Annotated in this window: 18 protein-coding genes; 6 read left to right on the forward strand and 12 right to left on the reverse strand. The window is 34.0% G+C overall.

Annotated features, from left to right (window positions below):
- Positions 1-216 precede the first annotated feature (216 nt).
- The 5 genes from M1D66_RS23100 to M1D66_RS23120 all read right to left on the reverse strand — a co-directional run bounded on the left by M1D66_RS23100 (position 217) and on the right by M1D66_RS23120 (position 5,470).
- Positions 217-930, reverse strand: coding sequence for a lipoprotein BA_5634 family protein (locus M1D66_RS23100; RefSeq protein ID WP_049108242.1), 714 nt, complete (start codon positions 928-930; stop codon positions 217-219).
- 33 nt (positions 931-963) lie between these two features.
- Complete coding sequence (locus M1D66_RS23105; RefSeq protein WP_049108241.1) at positions 964-2,901, reverse strand: FtsX-like permease family protein; 1,938 nt, start codon at positions 2,899-2,901, stop codon at positions 964-966.
- A complete protein-coding gene (locus M1D66_RS23110) occupies positions 2,876-3,646 on the reverse strand; it encodes an ABC transporter ATP-binding protein (protein WP_049108240.1) in 771 nt (256 codons plus the stop codon). The genes M1D66_RS23105 and M1D66_RS23110 overlap by 26 nt, the downstream gene beginning before the upstream one ends.
- A gap of 127 nt (positions 3,647-3,773) precedes the next feature.
- Positions 3,774-4,763 (reverse strand): sensor histidine kinase, encoded by a 990-nt coding sequence (locus M1D66_RS23115; RefSeq protein WP_049108239.1) that lies wholly within the window; start codon positions 4,761-4,763, stop codon positions 3,774-3,776.
- Positions 4,763-5,470, reverse strand: a complete 708-nt coding sequence (locus M1D66_RS23120; RefSeq protein ID WP_049108238.1) for a response regulator transcription factor — start codon at positions 5,468-5,470, stop codon at positions 4,763-4,765. Before M1D66_RS23120 ends, M1D66_RS23115 begins: the two co-directional genes overlap by 1 nt.
- 332 nt (positions 5,471-5,802) lie before the next feature.
- Here M1D66_RS23120 and M1D66_RS23125 point away from each other — a divergent pair, with 332 nt between their 5' ends.
- The 4 genes from M1D66_RS23125 to M1D66_RS23140 all read left to right on the forward strand — a co-directional run bounded on the left by M1D66_RS23125 (position 5,803) and on the right by M1D66_RS23140 (position 9,165).
- Complete coding sequence (locus M1D66_RS23125; RefSeq protein WP_049108299.1) at positions 5,803-6,495, forward strand: response regulator transcription factor; 693 nt, start codon at positions 5,803-5,805, stop codon at positions 6,493-6,495.
- A gap of 79 nt (positions 6,496-6,574) precedes the next feature.
- Entirely contained in the window at positions 6,575-7,498 is a 924-nt protein-coding gene (locus M1D66_RS23130) for an ABC transporter ATP-binding protein (RefSeq protein ID WP_086388808.1), read from the forward strand.
- On the forward strand, positions 7,491-8,234 hold the full coding sequence (locus M1D66_RS23135) for an ABC transporter permease (RefSeq protein WP_086388807.1): 744 nt from the start codon (positions 7,491-7,493) through the stop codon (positions 8,232-8,234). Before M1D66_RS23130 ends, M1D66_RS23135 begins: the two co-directional genes overlap by 8 nt.
- Before the next feature lie 22 nt (positions 8,235-8,256).
- A complete protein-coding gene (locus M1D66_RS23140; protein ID WP_242554858.1) occupies positions 8,257-9,165 on the forward strand; it encodes a sensor histidine kinase in 909 nt (302 codons plus the stop codon).
- A 187-nt stretch (positions 9,166-9,352) separates the two neighbouring features.
- Here the strand turns inward: M1D66_RS23140 and M1D66_RS23145 are convergent, their stop codons facing one another.
- From M1D66_RS23145 to M1D66_RS23175, 7 genes are all read right to left on the reverse strand, one after another.
- Positions 9,353-10,438: a DUF871 domain-containing protein gene (locus M1D66_RS23145; RefSeq protein WP_000440054.1), complete on the reverse strand. Its 1,086-nt coding sequence runs from the start codon at positions 10,436-10,438 to the stop codon at positions 9,353-9,355.
- Complete coding sequence (locus M1D66_RS23150) at positions 10,428-10,706, reverse strand: hypothetical protein (protein WP_000900048.1); 279 nt, start codon at positions 10,704-10,706, stop codon at positions 10,428-10,430. The genes M1D66_RS23145 and M1D66_RS23150 overlap by 11 nt, the downstream gene beginning before the upstream one ends.
- Complete coding sequence (locus M1D66_RS23155) at positions 10,682-11,992, reverse strand: PTS sugar transporter subunit IIC (RefSeq protein WP_001013053.1); 1,311 nt, start codon at positions 11,990-11,992, stop codon at positions 10,682-10,684. Before M1D66_RS23155 ends, M1D66_RS23150 begins: the two co-directional genes overlap by 25 nt.
- 83 nt (positions 11,993-12,075) lie before the next feature.
- Positions 12,076-12,381, reverse strand: coding sequence for a PTS sugar transporter subunit IIB (locus M1D66_RS23160; protein WP_000275642.1), 306 nt, complete (start codon positions 12,379-12,381; stop codon positions 12,076-12,078).
- Between the two features lies 1 nt (position 12,382).
- Positions 12,383-12,703: a PTS lactose/cellobiose transporter subunit IIA gene (locus M1D66_RS23165; protein WP_001282173.1), complete on the reverse strand. Its 321-nt coding sequence runs from the start codon at positions 12,701-12,703 to the stop codon at positions 12,383-12,385.
- Positions 12,704-12,813: 110 nt separating this feature from the next.
- A complete protein-coding gene (locus M1D66_RS23170; RefSeq protein WP_086411490.1) occupies positions 12,814-14,754 on the reverse strand; it encodes a BglG family transcription antiterminator in 1,941 nt (646 codons plus the stop codon).
- A gap of 76 nt (positions 14,755-14,830) precedes the next feature.
- Positions 14,831-15,919, reverse strand: coding sequence for a DUF871 domain-containing protein (locus M1D66_RS23175; RefSeq protein WP_049108233.1), 1,089 nt, complete (start codon positions 15,917-15,919; stop codon positions 14,831-14,833).
- Between the two features lie 318 nt (positions 15,920-16,237).
- On the opposite strand from M1D66_RS23175, the gene M1D66_RS23180 reads away from it, so the two are divergent.
- Positions 16,238-17,440, forward strand: coding sequence for an MFS transporter (locus M1D66_RS23180; RefSeq protein ID WP_000503239.1), 1,203 nt, complete (start codon positions 16,238-16,240; stop codon positions 17,438-17,440).
- Between the two features lie 351 nt (positions 17,441-17,791).
- Positions 17,792-19,447 (forward strand): Na/Pi cotransporter family protein, encoded by a 1,656-nt coding sequence (locus M1D66_RS23185; RefSeq protein WP_000456269.1) that lies wholly within the window; start codon positions 17,792-17,794, stop codon positions 19,445-19,447.
- The last annotated feature ends 22 nt before the right edge of the window (positions 19,448-19,469 follow it).

A 19,469-nucleotide genomic window follows, 5' to 3' on the forward strand; every position in this document is an offset into this window, starting at 1 on the left:
CCAACTGATACAAAGTATAGTAAGAAAAACATAAGAGATCCTTAAGTTAAATCTAAAGAAAATCTTAAGTTTTAAGACTGTAGCCCACTCCCAAATTCATTTCGAAATATTCAGCATGAGAAAACTTACTTCTTATTACTTTTTTCATTCCAATAGAAAAAACAGGATGAATTCAAACATTCATCCTGTTTTTTTATTACACCAAATAAGGATTTTTTATTTTTTTATGATTGAAACTGTATCGAATGAGTTTACTTGTTCCTTCATATCTTTAGTAAACTTTTCCCATTCATTCCATGCTTGCTTAGCTTCTGCGTCGTCCCCATTAAATGATTTATTTTCTCCATAAGACTTGTTGAAATGTAATACTTCCATATAAGTTTCTGTTCCCGGTAAATCTTTAAATGTTGTAGCATCTACAATCAAAACTATGTCTTCATAAGCTGTATTACGACCACGTCCTAGCGAGATATCATCTTCGTATTGTACGTTGATTTTTTTATCATTTACTTTAATTTCTTTTATTTCTTTATTTTCATTGTTGGTAAACATCAAAACTTTCCCTTTTGGAATGGTTGGTAAAGAAGTAATTGGACCTCCACTAGTAGGCACTCCATTATTAGTCTCTCTTAATAGCCCTTTCTTCATAACACCTTCAGCTGTTTTTTGATCTATAATTAATACTTGCTGCTTCTCGATTTTTTCTTTATCTTCCCTTTTCACCTTAATATTGGTTTCTGCTCTTTTTACCTGATATAAATCATTGGATATAATATCACTTTTATGTTGATTTACTATATCTTTTAATTGTTGTTCTTCTCCAATAAGTACAGCCCCATTCCTTGGTTCTTCTGTCTTTCCAAAAGAACATGCTCCTAACATCGAAATAGAAACGATTCCTACCATACATAATTTAATTACTTTTCTCATGTTTTATACTCTCCTCTTTGTTTAACAAATAAACTACATAATTTTCTTGTATAACTTTTGTAAATAACGCCATCTGACCGTGAAGAAGTATACGCTTTGAATGAATAGAAAGGCTAAGAAAATTATGATAGACGTTTTTAAAACCGAAAAATCCACTAGTCTCTGTAATGCCATAAAAGCGACACCACTATGAATAATCGCTAAAAGTATTGGTAAAAAGAACATCAATATAAGCTGACGCGTTACTATTTTCTTTAGCTCTTTTCTGCTCAGGCCAACTTTTGCAATCATTTCATATTGTTTTTGCTCTCTTTCTAAATCTGCATATAGACGGAAATATAGCAAACTAGCTGCAAAGGTAAAGAATACGATACCTACCAATACACTCACAATAAGTAATACACCATTCTTTTGTTTTGAAGAAATCCATTCAGAGTATAACGATTCAAAAGAATGAGTAGGATTAACCATTTCTGTATTCTCTAATTGCGCCTCTAAATTCTTCGTAATCATTTTTGTTTTTTCCCAATTTTCCACTACAAATCCGTATCTCTTTTTAACAATGGGACCATATTCCGTGTCTATGTTCGGGAATTTGTCGTATAAGGAGTCCGACACTACTATCGTAGCACTCTTCTGAATAGGTAAAGTTAGGTGTGGTATAGCTTTTTTTACTTTCAAAGTCAAATCAGAGTTCCCTTGAGCTACATCTAGTTGCGGAGGAATCCCTTTTCCTTTCGCATATTTTTCTTTTTGTGTAACTGATGTTGGTACTAATATAATTTCTTGATCATTATCCAACGTTTCTGCTTCATGCCCAAAGAGCTTCGCAAAACGGTTATACTCTGTTAACTTAATAAGTGTGTAATTATTTTCAGTAAATTTCGGACTTATAGCTTCAACATGATAAGAAAATTTTGATGTAGTTAACTGTTTTTTGATTTCTGCAACGTGCTCTTCTTCATGCTGATCTTCATTTGTGGAAGTATAAGTAAATGCAAATGGATTCGTCATCTCGATTAATCCTTTATTCCCCATCGCTAAGCATGTACCAATTCCTGTGAAGGCCACAGCAGAAATAATTGCTAGCATAAAGAACATAGTTGCATTATCCTTCATGCGATAGGCTAATTCTGAAATCGTAAGAAGGTTTGTTTTATTGAAAAATACAGAGTCTTTCTTCTTTAAAACACGTAGTACGTACACACTTAACTGTGAAAATAAAAAATAGGTTCCTACAATTACACAACCAACCCCCATAAATAGATATTGAGGCTTATCAAAGTCCCTACCTATGGTGAAATAGAATACAAATCCATATCCTAACCCAATTAATACAAGAGAAAGTAACGCTAGTCCTTTAGATGCTCTTGGTTCTGGTTTAGGTTTTTCCTCTGATCTCATTAGTTCAATCAAATTATTTACTTTTACCATTTTGGAAGTAAACAACGAAATGAATAGAAATAAAATCAAAAATGCACCAGCTGTCATGAAAATTGCTTTAATTGGAATATAAAAAGGCAATCCATTATCAATTGCTAATATATTTGCACTTAGTAATAACAATAGCTTTGAAAAAATCAATCCGATTAGGATACCGAAAGCAACAGATGAGATTCCAATCAACATATTTTCTAAAAATATTAATTTATTTAATTGAGAAGGAGTCATTCCATGCATCATTAATATCCCAAATTCTTTTTTTCTTGTCTTCAAAAAAGAACTTACAGAATACAGCAGAAAGAAGAAAGAAAAAATAAAAATGAGATACTGAGAGATTTGCATCCCCGTCGTCGCTAATTTACTCATGGTTTTACTGGTAGAAGCCAGTTCCCCTTGTAAACTAGGATGAAAAAGTAATAGTGCATATATGAAAAATACCATTACCGAAAATGTACTACTTAGAAAGTGTGCAGCATAAGTCCGTTTACTGCGCATGATATTATTAAACGCGAACTGTTGAAAAGTCATGCTTACGTCCTCCTAATAATGCAAGTACATCCATAATTTTTTGATAAAACGCTTGGCGACTGTCTCCACAATACACTTCGTTATAAAGTTCCCCATCCTTAATAAATATAACGCGGTCACAATAACTGGCAGCCATTGGATCATGCGTAACAAGCATCATTGTCGCTTCTTGTTCCTTGTTTAATCGTTGTAATAGCTCCATTACATCATTAGCTGCCTTTGAATCTAAATTACCTGTGGGCTCATCCGCAAGTATTAATTTCGGGTTATGAATTAGTGCACGTGCGATAGCAGTTCTTTGTGCTTGTCCTCCCGATATTTCATATGTTCGTTTATCTAATATAGATTGGATTCCTAATTTCTCTGCGATAACATCAACACGATTGTTCATGTCCTCGACTTTCGTTCCATCTAGTGTCAGAGGAAGAACAATATTTTCTTTCACGGTTAACGTGTTCAGAAGATTAAACGCCTGAAACACAAACCCTAATTCACGTCTTCGAAATAATGCTAAGTCATTATGAGATAACTTGTGTGGGTTTTCTCCGTTAATTACAACCTCTCCTGATGTTGGAGAATCAATAGTAGAAACCATGTTCAACAAAGTTGTTTTCCCACTTCCTGATGGCCCCATTACCCCTACAAATTCTCCTTTCTTCACATTCAAATTAATATTGGAAAGTGCTTCATAAGAAACTTTTCCAGTATAAATTTTACTTAGCTCCGAAACCTTTAAAATGTCCATTTCGTTTTTCTCCTTATTCTCTTTTGATATAACTTAGTTTAGCGAAGATGCCACCTTTCTCATATCGATTAACCTTTCATTTCCCTAACAGACCTGTAAGTTTTCTGAAAAATCATTTCAAATTAAACTAGGAACGAATTGCATAAGGGAAAATGATACGGACTTTCGTTCCTCTTCCTACTTCCGATTCAATTTCAATTTTGTGTTCCAATCGCTCGATAATATTTTCCACAAGATATAACCCCATACCAGTTGATTCTTTAAATTTCCGCCCGTTTTCTCCCGTATAAAACGGACGAAACACTCTAGGAAGATCTTCCCTTGGAATCCCTACCCCATGGTCTTGAATTTCTAAAATTACAGAGCGCCCTTCCTCAAATGCAGCCAGTGTCACGTTCTTTCTACTTCCTGCAGAATATTTAATGGCATTAGATATAACTTGATTAATTACAAACCGAAGCCACTTTCTATCCGTCTCCACCATAAGATTTTGCTTTATTTTCACTTCTGGATATACATAACTACGAATAAAAAGACGCTTATTCTCAACAATCACTTCTTGCACAATATTTTGTAAAGATACTCTTTCTACATAAAAATCTTGCTCAAATGTTTCTAAACGTGCCATGTATAATACCATTTCTAATCCATACTGCATTCGCTCTACTTCTTCTACAATACTTTCAAAACTTTCCCCGTCTTCTTCTTGTGTAATGAGTTCAATAACTGATAAAGGAGTTTTCATCTGATGTACCCACTGATTTAAAAACGTGAGATGCTCTCTCTGTTTATATTCCCATGTTTTTAGTTGTTGTTGATAATGGTTATACTGCGTTACTAATACATCCTGAAAAGCTACTGATAATGGAGTGGAATCCATTTCTTGTATGGATTCATGTAAGGTTTTAAAAGGAGTGGATAATTTGTTATACAATCTACGGTTACTAAAGTAACGATATATTAAATATCCCATTAATAAACAAATCCCTAAAAATACACTGTATAGTGCTGTAGGTAAATTACGATATCCATCCAGCCAATACACAGTAAGTGTGACGCATAGTTGCATAACAGAAAAAATAATAAAAGGTATTTGCTCACGTAAAAATAACTTCATCACAATACCTCATCATTCTTCCATGTTATTTTCAAACGGTATCCTGCACCGCGAACTGTTTCAAGCGCATTTTTTATTCCGATTCCTTCTAATTTTTTACGAACACGTGTAATATTTACGCTTAATGTATTATCATCTACATACGTGTAATCATCCCAAAGCTTTTCAAGAATTTTCCCACGGCTGACAATATTGGGAGCTCGTTGCATGAGAAGCTCCAATAGAACTGCTTCCTTTTTTGAGACTGTACAAGTAGTATTATTTAGCTTTAATTCCATTCTTTCTGGATAAAGTGTTAAACCTGATTGTTCTATAACCCTCGCTTCTACCTTTGGAGCGTATTCACCATATATGCGTCGAAGATGGCTTCGGATTTTAGCCATAACAACTTCATAGTGAAACGGTTTAGTAATATAATCATCTGCCCCATGTTCAAGTGCCATAACTTGTTCCATCTCTCCACTACGTGCAGATATAAAAATGATAGGGCAAGTGGATATTGTTCGAATTTGGCGACACCAGTAATAACCATCAAAGCTGGGTAAATTTATATCTAATAAAACTAAATCAGGTTTAATATCTTCGAATTGAATCAAGACATGTTCAAAATCTTCCGTAATAACACCTTCATAACCATATTTACTAATATGAGATTGAAGTAATTTTGAAATTTTTTGGTCATCTTCTACAATCATAATTTTGTGCATACACTTCTCTTCCTTTACTTACAATAATTATTGTTTACTCTGAAATCACATAATATATCCTGCATTATTATAAGGGATACACTTGTTGTTTAATATTGAATAACCTTACTACTAACTAACAGATTTGTAATGTTTCTGAAAATAATAATAGACAGAATTTTCTACTTTTATAACAAACAGAACTCTTATTGTTGGAATTATGTATATCGATATGTATTTTATGTACAGTATTATCATGTACTTTAAAACGAAACAAACAACACATTATGTTAAAATAATGTGTTGTTTGTTTCAAAATAGATAAGTTTCACAGTAAAAGGGGCGTGCCGATGATGTCACAAGTAATCAATATATTAGTTGTTGAGGATGATAATGATATAAATCAATTATTATGTAGTATCGTAGAAAAAAGTGGGTATGTTTCTCAATCAGCTTTCTCAGGTACAGAAGCTATGATTTATCTAGAGAGGCAAGAATGGGATATGGTATTACTCGATTTAATGCTTCCTGGTATGAATGGAGAAGAGATTCTTTCAAAAATAACCGATCAAAGTGACACACCTGTTCTTATTATTTCAGCAAAGATTGAGCAGCAAGCTAAAATTGATGCGCTCAGATCAGGTGCGGATGATTATATTACGAAGCCGTTTGATATTGAGGAAGTTTCCGCGAGAATTGACTCGCATTTGAGGAGATATCGACGGTTACATACAGCTCCAACAAATAAGGAATTAAGGCACAAAAATTTAGTAATAGATACAGAAGCAAAAAAAGTTTTTGTTGAAGGGAATGCACTCAATTTTACAGCTCGTGAATACGAACTTTTAGTTATGCTTGTGTCATCCCCTAACAAAATTTTCACGAAAGAAAATTTGTTTGAAAGTGTCTGGAATGAAAAGTTTTATGGTGATAATAATATTATGAACGTTCATATGAGCAATATAAGAAGTAAGCTATCTAAGGCTGATCCAAATGCTGAATATATCGAAACGATTTGGGGAATGGGCTATCGTCTTAAAACTTAAGGTTTTCTTTAGATTTAACTTAAGCTTCTCTTATGTTCTTCTTACTATACTAAATGTATCACGTAAGGGAGGTAAATGAATGAATAGTTATGTACTTAAGACAAATCAATTATCAAAGCAATATAAAAATCATATTGCTTTAAATAAAGTGAACATTTCAATTGAACAGGGTTCAATTTACGGTTTTATCGGACAAAATGGTGCGGGTAAATCTACACTAACTCGTTTGGTGACTGGATTAGCAATGCCAACATCAGGTACGATTGAGCTATTTGGAGAATCACGTGAAAAAGAATTAGTTCAAGCTAGAAAGCGCATTGGTTCTATGATTGAGATGCCCGCAATTTATCCACATATGACAGCTGCTGAAAATTTAGAAGCGCATAGGCTTTTAAAAGGTGTCCCAGGAAAAGACTGTATCCAAAAGACACTCTCACTCGTAGGGCTTCTTGATACGAAAGAAAAGAAAGCCAAGAATTTTTCATTAGGTATGAAACAAAGGCTTAGTCTTGCGATTGCCCTTTTAGGAGATCCAGAATTTTTAATTCTCGATGAACCGATTAACGGCTTAGACCCTATGGGCGTTGTAGAAATAAGGGAGTTATTGAAAAAGCTCAATAAGGAAAAAGGAATTACTATACTCATATCTAGTCATATTTTAAGCGAAATGCATTTGTTAGCCACTCATTATGGTTTCATTCATAATGGAAAATTAATTGAGCAAATGACCGTGAAACAGCTAGAAGAGAAATGTCAGCAATATTTGCATATCAAAGTAGATAATACAGAGAAGGCTACAACCATAATTGAAACGATACTTTCTACGACTGACTACGAGGTTATGCCTGACGGTGTAATTCGACTATATACCCATCTTGATCAACCAGGAATGGTTTCTAAAGTATTAGCTACAGAAGGATTGATTATTGAACAATTTAAATCCATGGGACAAGATTTGGAAAGTTATTTTACGAAGCTTATTGGGGGTATTCAGCATGGATAATCTATTAAAATCAGAAGTGTTTAAGTTAAAAAAGGACAGATCGTTTAAAACACTGATTCTAATATTGATTGCTATCGCTGTCCTTATTCCCACTATCATGTTTATGTTTGGAACAGAGCCGTTTAGAGTAGACGACTTATTTACAAGTATTATTGGTAAGAACCATTATGTGTTAAAGTTACTTCCATGTCTTTTAGCAGGCTATTTTATTTCTAGTGAATATTCTCTTGGTACAATGAAAAGTATTGCATCATCAGGAAATAGTAGAATTAGAATTTATATATCTAAACTACTTGTATTCACATTTGGAGCAATCATTCTCTCAGTTATATTACCAATCGCTCTGACAGGAATTGGCGCTATATATGCTCAATTTAATGGTATGCCTGATTTAAAGTACTTTATGCAAACAATGATTTTCATCATATTGTATGCAGCTGCATTTGCTTCTATTATGATGGTGTTTGCAACACTATTTACGGATAGCGGGAAAACAATTGGCATTCTATTTGCTATATTCCTTCTATTTGATCCTATTATGTTTCTATTAGCTAGCAAATCTACAGTAATTGAATATATTTACAATCATTCAATTTTCCATTTGGTATATAAAATTATTATGGTAAACACAATGGATAGCATTGAAATTTTCAAATTAACGATTATACCTATTTTAGTCTATTTGGCATTTGGTATATTAGGAATATTTGTATTCCTAAAAAAAGAAATTAAATAAATCATAAAGGAAGGCGAATGAAATGATGATTTTTATAGTAATTCTATCTGTAATAGCTATATTTATTTTCTTCGTTCGCTTTTACTTATTAAAAAAAGAGCTAAAACATGTTTCTCAACAACTCAAACAAATAAACAAAAAAGTAATCTCAAAAAAAATAGATCTTACTTTTTATGATAAAGATCTTGAGAATTTAGCAGCACATATAAATAAACAAATTGATTTAACGAACGAGGCTGTTGCCGAGACATTAAGAACGAAAAAGGAATTTAAGCAGGCTATTGCGAGTATGTCGCATGATATACGCACCCCCATGACATCTATTTTAGGTTATATACAATTTTTAGACTCCGAAGATATAACACCAGAAAAAAGAGAGCAGTATTTAACAAATACAAAAACTGGAGCACTGCGATTAAAGGATTTATTAGATGATTTTTTTGAACTATCCGTTATAGAGTCACCTGATCATCCATTAAAAATAGAAAGCGTCAAATTAAATACATTGTTATTAAACTCTTTATTCAATTTTTATGATGATTTCCAAAAAGCTCAAATAAAGCCTACTATCCTGATTCCTGAGGAAGAAATTTATATTATGGCGGATTCATCAGCTGTTAAACGTGTAATTGAAAACTTAATTACCAATGCAATTAAGCATTCATATAAAGAGGTTACCATTCAACTCGTTAAACATTCATCAGCTGTTCAACTCAATATAATAAATCCAGCAAATCAATTAAAAGAAAAAGATCTCCCTTTTCTGTTTGATCGATTTTATAAAGTAGATCAAGCAAGAAAAGAAAAAGGTACAGGTTTAGGTTTGTTTATTGCAAAAAGCCTAATGACAAAGATGAATGGTAATTTATCCGCAGAATTAAATGGTGATCAATTACAGATAAAGTGTGAATGGAAAAGGAATGATAGTTAATCTCTAATCCCTTGCTTATATTAAAAAAAACAACATAGGAGAACAAACCTCTAGCCATATTACCAAGCTATCAACTTTTTTAATAGTTATCTCCCCCCTAACCACAGGGCGCGGTGCTTTTTGAAAAATGGTATACGTAATAGACATTAAAAAAAGAGGATGCCACAGCATCCTCTCCTTCTCTTCTCTATTCCACACAAGTAAACTGCGTCCAAGCTCCTACATAATCTAGTAAGAATAACTCTTCTTCCGCAATTGTACCGACGATATTTTTCCGTTCATCTATCGGCATTTCTTTCAAGATGATTTGCAGTTCACCTTTATACTTTCCGAATGAGTTATTACCAATTACAACTTGCCCTCTTTCCTGTAGCACGCTTTCACGCACTGGGAAGTCATAATCTTTATATTTTTTACGCACTTCTGTAGAACGTACCATATACTCTGTTATGTCGCCGCGCCTTACGTGTAATTCTTGCAGCGTAGCTCTCTTCTCTACTTCAGTCGCTTCGTCTACAAAGTGCACTTTTAGCTGTAACATGTAGCGATTTAAGTTTCCTAGTTTCTCTAACTCTTCCTCACTCGCATAAGCATTTCCGATAATGACATCATCAATTAACCCTGTTGCCCATAAATGCTTCGCTTGTACTTCAATTGGTAAATTACGATGCTCTTCTAATGTACATAATCCATCGTTAATATCCCATGGACCGATGTTTGCGACATGTGATGTAATAAAGGCTGCACTGCGAATACCATGCTTTTTAAAGCGTTCACTGCAGCGAATGAAATAATCGTACGGAAGACCAGTGAATTTTTGCGGATAAAAATTATGGCAACCAATTAAAGCTGATTTATTCGCTTGATGCGAAAGAATATTTTCTAAGTACGCAATATCGTTACTTACATTTAACTCAATTTTTAAACCGTACGGATTATTCGTCATTTTCGCTTCAGTTAACCCGTCGAAGCCTACATCTAAACGAATACCGTCTGCGCCTAACTCCGCGAAGAATGATAAATCGCTATAACTAATACCAAGCTGATCAAACACAGCCGGAGCTACATCTAAAATAACTTCCATATTGTTATCTTTTGCGTGATTGATAATCTCTTTAAATTCAGCTACAATTTCTTCTTTCGGACGATTCACAGATAACAAACAAGTAAATATTCTTGAAAAACCGTGTCGTGCCGCTGCGGAAATATAAGCCATATCTTTTTCTTTCGTTGAATGTTCTGGATAAAGTGAAATTCCTAATTTACGCTCCATGCTTTTGCATCTCCTTCACACGTTGTATTAATGCCATGCTCGTAAATCTATATTTTGCAGATAAACACGTTGCACATAAAATTGTCGGTACAATAATTACGTACGGTGATTGCAATCCTAACATTACATATGCACCCATTGAACAACCGATAAATAAAACTGATACTAGTAGTAACACTAATAAAGATTTACTTTGTACCCATTTCGAATAATGGGCAATACACTGTCCGACCACGAATGTAATTAAGATGATAATTGCTCCGAGCATTCTGTTTTCTCCTCTCCTGCTAATTGTTGTTTCTCATACATTTTGAAGAATGGATAGTAAATAACGAACGAGATAACAAAGTTAACAAGTACAAGTACACCAGCCATAATTGTCCAGTCCGTACTAATCACCGCTGCAATTGGTGCTAACATCGTAAATGGCAGTTTCGCCATCATAAGTGGAATCATACCTGAAACAACTGCGAAATATGATACTGTCGTTGTCACTAACGGTGTAATAACGAACGGAATAATTAAGATTGGGTTCATTACAATTGGTGCACCGAAAATAATTGGTTCGTTAATATTGAATAAACCTGGTACGAATGATAATCTACCTAACTCTTTTAGGAACTTAGATTTAGAGAACATAAACATAATTACTAAAGCTAACGTTGAACCTGATCCGCCAATCCATACGAACCATTGAATGAATTGCTCTGTAAATAAGTTTGGTAACTGATGTGCATTTCCTGTAGCCGTGAATACTTCCATATTTTCAAGAATTGCTGAATCCCACATCGGACGAATAATTGGTCCTAAAATCGCTGGTCCATGTATACCGAATGACCAGAAAAACACGATTAAGAATACTGTTAATAAACCACCGAATAAATTATTTCCTACTAATACTGATTTTAATGGTGCGATTAAATATGTGATCGTTGTATTCACATCGAATTTCAAACCGTAGCGAATACCCCAGAATAAAAGAATAACTGCTAATGTTGGAATTAATGCTGCAAACGAATTTGAAACTGCGGGTGGTACACTATCTGGTAATTTAATCGAGATATTATGCTTAATCATAAAATGATAAATTTCTACTGCAATTAATGCTGTAACAATTGCGCCAAATAAAGACGTTGCACTTAATGTTCCTACTGAAATATATCTACCTGCATCAATAACACCTGGTACAGCTTTCGTAATTTGAATTGGTTCCACTGATGCTAGTAAAAAGGCGAGTACAGATAATAACCCTGCACTTAACTGATTGAGCTGATAAAAGTTCGCGAGCGAAGCCCCTACACCAAACGCCGCGTATAATGCCATTAGTCCTACTGTAAATCGGAATGGAATATCTAAAATATGGCGAAACGGTGCAATCCATTCCATATATGCATCAATTGGTAAATTTAAAAAGATAACGAAAAATGATCCGACGATCGTTAACGGCAATGTAGAAATAACCCCGTTTCGAATTGCTAATAAATGTCGTTGTCCTGCAATCTTTTGCGTTGTTGGCATAATCTTTTGTTCCATAAAACTCATAAACCCATTCATCAATAGCCCTCCTCTTTCTCTCTACTATAAAAGAATGAAATAAACTTTATAACATTATAATGTTTATATTTAAAAAGATATAATTATGCTAAAACTAATTGTTCTGCTTGCTTAAGCACCTTCAAACCATCACACATGCCATAATCTCGTTGGTCTATAATCGCAACTGGTATATTGTATGAATTTGCAAGAAACTCTACAGCTGGAAATAAGTATTTCACCTGTGGGCCAATTAAAACGACATCGGCTTCCTTAATCTCAAGCTTCACTAGTTCTGAATCAACCGCCTTAATTTTATAATTCTTCCCCTGTTTTTTTGCCTCTTCTTGCATTTTTCTTACGACCATACTCGTTGACATACCTGCTGCACAACATAATAAAATGTACATCTTATACGGTCACTTTCTCTTCTACTCGTTTATGAAGAGCAATAAATTCTTCAGCCAGTTCTTTCACTGTAATTGCATTCATTAAATGATCTTGTGCGTGCACTAACAGTAAACTGATTTCTGCATGATTTCCTCTTGCCTCTTCTTGAATTAAATCCGTTTGAATACGATGCGCTGCTGAAATTTCCTCACTAGCAAGTTTCATCTTTTCACCGGCATTCCCGAAATCTCCTTGTCTTGCAAAAGCAATTGCTTCAAGCGCCGCACTTCTCGCATTGCCACCATGTAAAATTAACGCAAATGGAGTTTGCATATCAGACATTTTAAATTCCCCCAAGCTATATGTTTTCTATATTTTCATCTTATTATGAAAACGCATACAATTAAACATAAAAAACTTCCGTTATGTAACGGAAGTTTTTATATACTTTTTCAAAATGATAATAAAATCTCTTGAAAATCTTCAATTACCTCGGTCTGAGTAAGTTTCTCTATCGTAGTTTGACTAGACATAATATCATATAAAAAATCATAAAGCCTTTGCAAATCTTCATTATTATTGCGCTTTACACTAAATAAAATAATTACTTGTACTTTTTTATCTCCCCAATCAACAGCCTTTTCAAGTGTGCAAAACATCAAAAAAGTTTCCTCACTTAATAACTGCATCGGATGCGGGATTGCAACTGAATTCCCAACCGCTGTCGGAGACGTATTTTCTCTTTCCATAACAGAAGCATAAAAGTTTTCTGGTACATAGCGTTTCTCAGCAGCTTTCTCACATAAAAACTGAATAACATCCTCTTTCGTAGAAGCACTATGATTTAAAAAGATTAAATCTTCCTTAATATAAGGCTGCACACTAGTATTCACATGCGTAAACAACCGCTGACCAATCGATTTAATCTCTTTATCATCAAATATTGAATTCACTTTTATAACTGGAACAGGCAAGCCACTCGGTATATGAATCGTACTAATAATACAATCTATTTTTTCTTTATAAAGATCTTCTACTTTCAATTGATAATAGCCTGTAATACCTACAATCTCTAATTTATCTCGGAACTGTGATAAAATTTTATATTTTAATAGTTGTGCACTTCCTTGACCAGTCGCACAAACTAATAAGCATCTTTTCTTTTGATTTTGCTCCTGCAAACGGCTCATAGCTCCGCCGAAGTGAATTGCAATATAACCAATTTCACTTTCAGGGATCGATTCACCCGTATATTCACCAATGATATCTCCAACGAGAACCGCAATTTCAAAAGCATACGGATAATTCTTTTTCACTTCTGCCAAAAGAGGATTTCTCGTATTTAACTTATACTTCAAACGATTTAATAACGTTTTTAAATGAATACCAAATCCAAATAATAATTCCTCATCATAATAAAAAATAAGATTCCGTTCTTCCGCTACTTTAAAAAGAATATGTTGCATAAATGCATATATATCTTTTCCTAATAGCTCTTCTACATTTTCATAGCGATTTCTCGTTGTAACAGCAGTACTTAATAAATGCATCGTCACATATAATACTTCTTCTTCTGGAAATGAAAATTTTAACTCTTTCTCTAAATCTCCTAAAATTTGCTTCGCAATTGTATATTCTTTCTTTATTATAAGTTCTGATTGCTCCACATGCAGTCCTTTCATATAATGTTGACTTTGACAACGCTTTAATGCGATTGCAATATGAATGACTAAATTATCAATTTCTATATCAGATAAATATATTGTTCCGCCTTCAATATACTTTAATATAATTGAACGAATGAGTGATATATGCGGTAGCGATAAATATGTCTCCGTCTGCTCAAATTGCTCATGAAACGGAGTATGATCATAACGCGGTAAACCATATTGTGATAAACAAGAACGAATATTAAATTCCTCTCCAACAATACGTATACCATAATACGGTCTCTTCTCAATTTGTAATTCATAGCGACCACATATATCTGTAACATCTTTCATAATTAAATTGACCGTTGATTTGCTCACATACATCTCTTCCGCTAATTCTGAAAGCTTCACATATCCCTCTGTCATTAAAACACGCTGCAGAATGTACGCTATTCTTTCTTCATAAGAAGTTGGGATCTTTTCCGTCTGTTTTTGAAATAGACTCACACAAAAGTCTTCAAATTTCTTCTTTTTTATAATTTCTAATTCGTACCCATTCCCTCTTTGCGATTCGATTTTCGCTCCGTTTTCTTCCAATATATCATTTAATAATTTTATATCCTTTTGAATCGTCTTCGTTGATACATGTAAACGGCCTGCTAAAAAAGCTCGATTTAACATCGATTTCTCTTCTAAAAATTCCTCTAAAATAGAAATTAATCGCTGATGCACCTTTGTCATAGCTCTTCCTCTCGCTCTTTATATATAAAGGGGGAAAAGCTGCTGAAATCAGTAGTTTTTCCCCTTTATATTCTCTCTATTTCTTTAATGTAAATCCGAATTTATCCCATGCTTGTAAATAGTCTAGTAAGAAAATCTCTTCTTCTACAATTCGACCAACTACATTTGTTTTTCCTGTATTAACCATATCTTTTAATGCAATTTGTAATTCGCCTTTATACTGACCATATTGTTCATTATCAATTAATAAATCTCCACGCTTAATTTCACGCGTATTATGAGGTTTAAACTCTTCTTTTTTATATTTCACACGACTTTGTGTAGAACGAATCATATATTCAGATACATCTCCGCGATAAAAATGTGGTTCGTCTAATACGATAATTCTTTCTAGTTCTGTCGTTGTATCATATATTTCTATATCAAATGTTTGTTTCTCTTTATTTAATGCACCTAGTGCTTGTAATTCTTTTTCTGACGCATATGCGTTTGCAATAATAACATCATCAATTAATTCCGTCGCGAATAAATGTTTCGCCTGTGTTGTCATCGGTAATTCACGATGCTGCTCTAATGTACATAACCCTTCTGTTACTGGCCAAGGTCCGTATGTTGCATCAAATGATGAAATAAAAGCAGCCGTTCTCATACCGTAATCTTTAAATTGTTTCGAGCATTTAATGAAATGATCGTATGATAACCCTGAATAACGATGCGGATAAAAATTATGACAACCAATTAAATTTTCACGATTTGGTCTGTGACTCATAATGTTATCTACATACTTCGTACCATTGCTCATATTAATCTCAATTTTCAAACCATACGGATTATAAGTCATAATTGATTCTTCTAATCCTGAGAAACCGACATCTAAACGAATACCGTACGCACCTAATTCATGGAAGAATGATAAATCATTATACGAAATACCTAATTGTTCAAAAACAGATGGACTAATATCAACTAATACTTGGAACCCTAATGCGTTCGCATGAGAGATCGTTTCTTTAAATTCTTCTATAATTTTCTCTTTTTCTCCATCCACAGATAATAAACATGTGAACACACGTGTAAATCCATATTTACTTGCTAATGTTAAATACTCCTTATCTTTCTCTACTGTTGAATGTTCTGGATAAATAGAAATACCTAATCGTCTCATATGTACACGCCTCTTTCTTCATCATATTGTAAACCTTTTCAAATATATGTAGTGAAAAGTATATATCCCCTTCTTGTTCACTACTCTTTTGAATCCGCTTTCTTTAAAGAAAAAACAATTTCTATCATTCTTAACACCTACAAGTCTATACATCTATACTTTACATCTTTTTTTCATAGTTGTGTAGCTTTTACACAAATTTGTCAGTTTTTCACCTTAAAAATTGTTATCCGTTTTCAAGACACCTTCCTTGACTGTTGCATTGGCCAATACATATACTCGAAAGAAAAGAGAAAATTTTATATAGGGGATGAATATATGGGAGAAGCAATACTCGTAAAACGAGAACCGTTATGGACAAAAGAGTTTGTTGCTTTAATTTTTGCAAACTTATGTATGTTTTTAGGGTTTCAAATGTTAATTCCAACCTTACCTGTTTATGTGAAAGAAATTGGTGGCACAAGTTCAAATATCGGATTTGTTGTCGGTATGTTTACCGTTGCGGCACTTTTTGTTAGACCGCTAACGGGGAACGCCTTGCAAAAATTCAATAAAAAAATCATTTTAATGATCGGTACTGCTATCTGTTTACTCGCTATGGGCAGTTACCTTTTCGCCTCAACTATTTTTCTCTTGCTTGCTGTTCGTATTTTGCACGGAGCTGGTTTCGGTATTACAACGACTACATATGGAACTGTCGTTTCTGATTTAATTCCCTCAGCTCGCCGCGGAGAAGGCATGGGATATTTTGGCCTTTCTGGAACAATTGCAATGGCCCTCGGTCCACTTATCGGACTATGGCTTATGCAAACATATAACTTCACAATTCTTTTTTTATGTGCATTATCGTGCACAATTGTTTCATTAATATTAACGAAACTACTTCAAATCCAAAAAACGAAACAGCCTCCACAACAATCATCTAGTACTTTTCTCGATGGATTTATTGAGCGTAAAGCTTTACTTCCTTCATTATTAATATTATGTATTACATTAATGTACGGAGGAATCGGAAGTTTTATCACACTATTTGCTACAGAAGTCGGCATAGCTGATATTAGTCTCTTCTTTTTATGTAACGCACTAGCAATCGCTGTGACTCGTCCATTCTCTGGAAAGCTATATGATGCGAAAGGCCATACATTCGTCATCATTCCGGGAGTTATTATAACGTTTACAGGTATTATTTTATTGTCGTATACGACGACAATTCCGAGCTTAATTATTGCTGCAGCATGTTACGGAAGTGGTTTTGGAGCGATCCAACCTGCACTACAAGCATGGATGATTGACCGCGTAGCACCGCATCGACGCGGCGTAGCAACTGCTACATTCTTCTCCGCATTTGACCTTGGAATCGGCGCTGGAGCGATTATCTTTGGATTTATTGCTCACTTTACAAACTATGCAACTGTATATCGTTACTCCTCTCTATTACTTATTGCTTTTCTCTTCATTTACATTACAAGCATAAGAAAACAAAAGCATGGCGATAAAAACACGGAAAAAGCTGCTGGATAATTCAGTGGCTTTTTTATCATGTTAAAAGAATTGTTTTTCCTCATTTTGCTGTTCTAAAACTACATGCATTTCCCTACATATTTTCTTAACTTTCATCAAAAAATATACGATGAACTCGCAGATACTTTCCTTGATATTCGACTGAACAATATTATTCTAAAAAGTGTGATTTCTTTACAAGATTAAGATTTATACAAGGTAAAAACCAATGAAATGCAGTTGTTTCTTTAAGGGATTGTAAACTTTTCTTTCCTTTGTAAATTTAGTGTAAATTTTACTAGCAAACCGTTTACAGTGACTCAAGGTTCAGTTAATAATTACATCGTACATGAAATTTAAGGAGTGGAATGCGTGGAATATAATGTTCAAGATATGATCTTCCAGTTCATTGGTGGATTAGGTATTTTCTTATTCGGGATTAAATACATGGGCGATGGACTGCAACAAGCAGCTGGAGATCGTCTTCGCGATATTCTAGATCGTTTTACAACAAACCCACTTATGGGTGTACTAGCAGGTATGTTAGTTACTGTATTAATCCAATCCAGTTCAGGAACAACCGCTTTAACAGTCGGACTTGTAAGTGCCGGATTTATGACATTAAGACAAGCAATCGGTGTTATTATGGGTGCAAACATCGGTACGACAGTTACTGCATTTATTATCGGAATTAAAATCGGAGAATATGCTCTCCCAGTTATGGCAATTGGAGCAATCTTACTATTCTTCTTTAAAAATAAAAAAGTACATTCTGTAGGTCAAGTTGTATTCGGTTTTGGTATGTTATTCTTCGGTTTAGAGTTAATGAGTGCAGGTATGAAACCTCTTCGTTCTTTAGAATCATTCCAAGAATTAACAGTTAGCATGAGTGATAATCCAATTTTAGGAATTGTTGTCGGTACAGTCTTTACTTTAATTGTACAAAGCTCAAGTGCAACTATCGGTATTTTACAAGAACTATTCGGTCAAGGTGCAATCGATTTACAAGCAGCTCTTCCTGTATTATTCGGTGATAACATCGGTACAACAATTACAGCTGTATTAGCAGCAATCGGTACTTCAATTGCAGCAAGACGTGCAGCATTAGTTCACGTTATCTTTAATATTATCGGTACAATTATCTTTACAATTTTATTAATACCATTTACAAGTTTAATTCAATATTTCCAAACATCATTAAACTTGAATCCAGAAATGACTATTGCATTTGCACACGGAACATTTAACGTAACAAATACAATCATTCAATTCCCGTTCATTGCAGTGTTAGCATGGATCGTAACAAAAATTATTCGTGGTGAAGATGCAGCGATTGACTTCAAACCACAACATTTAAATCCAATCTTTATTGAACAATCTCCAGCTATCGCTTTAACCGAAGCTCAAAAAGAGATTATCCGTATGGCTGAGTTCTCATTACATGGATTAAAAGAAGCAAATCAATTTTTAAATACACAAGACAAAAAACACGCAAACATGGCTACTCAATTAGAAGGAGCTATTAACAATTTAGATAAAAAAATTACCGAGTATTTAGTTTTACTATCAGAAAAGCCACTTTCACCTACAGATTCTGAAAAACATTCTGTTTTAGCAGGTGTTGTTGGAGATATTGAACGTGTCGGTGATCATGTAGAAAACCTTGTAGAACTTGTAGATTTCCAAATTTCAAACCGTGTTTCACTATCAGATGAAGCATTAGCTGAATTAAATGAAATGCTTGAGTTAACAATTTCAACACTACAAGACTCAGTTGAAGCTTTAACAAACTTCGATACTGAACTAGCTCAAACTGTTATTGCCAAAGAACGCAAAATCGACCAAATGGAACGTGTTCTTCGTAAACGTCACGTATTACGTCTAAACGAACGCAGCTGTTCAGGTGATGCAAGTATCATCTTCGTCGATATGGTAAGTAACTTAGAGCGCATTGGCGACCACGCTGTAAATATCGCTGACGGTGTTTTAGGTGAACAAGGAAAAATCAATCTAAAACAATCATTATAATAAGAAAGAGACGCTAACTTAA

The sequence above is a fragment of the Bacillus sp. PK6-16 genome, assembly GCF_056530295.1.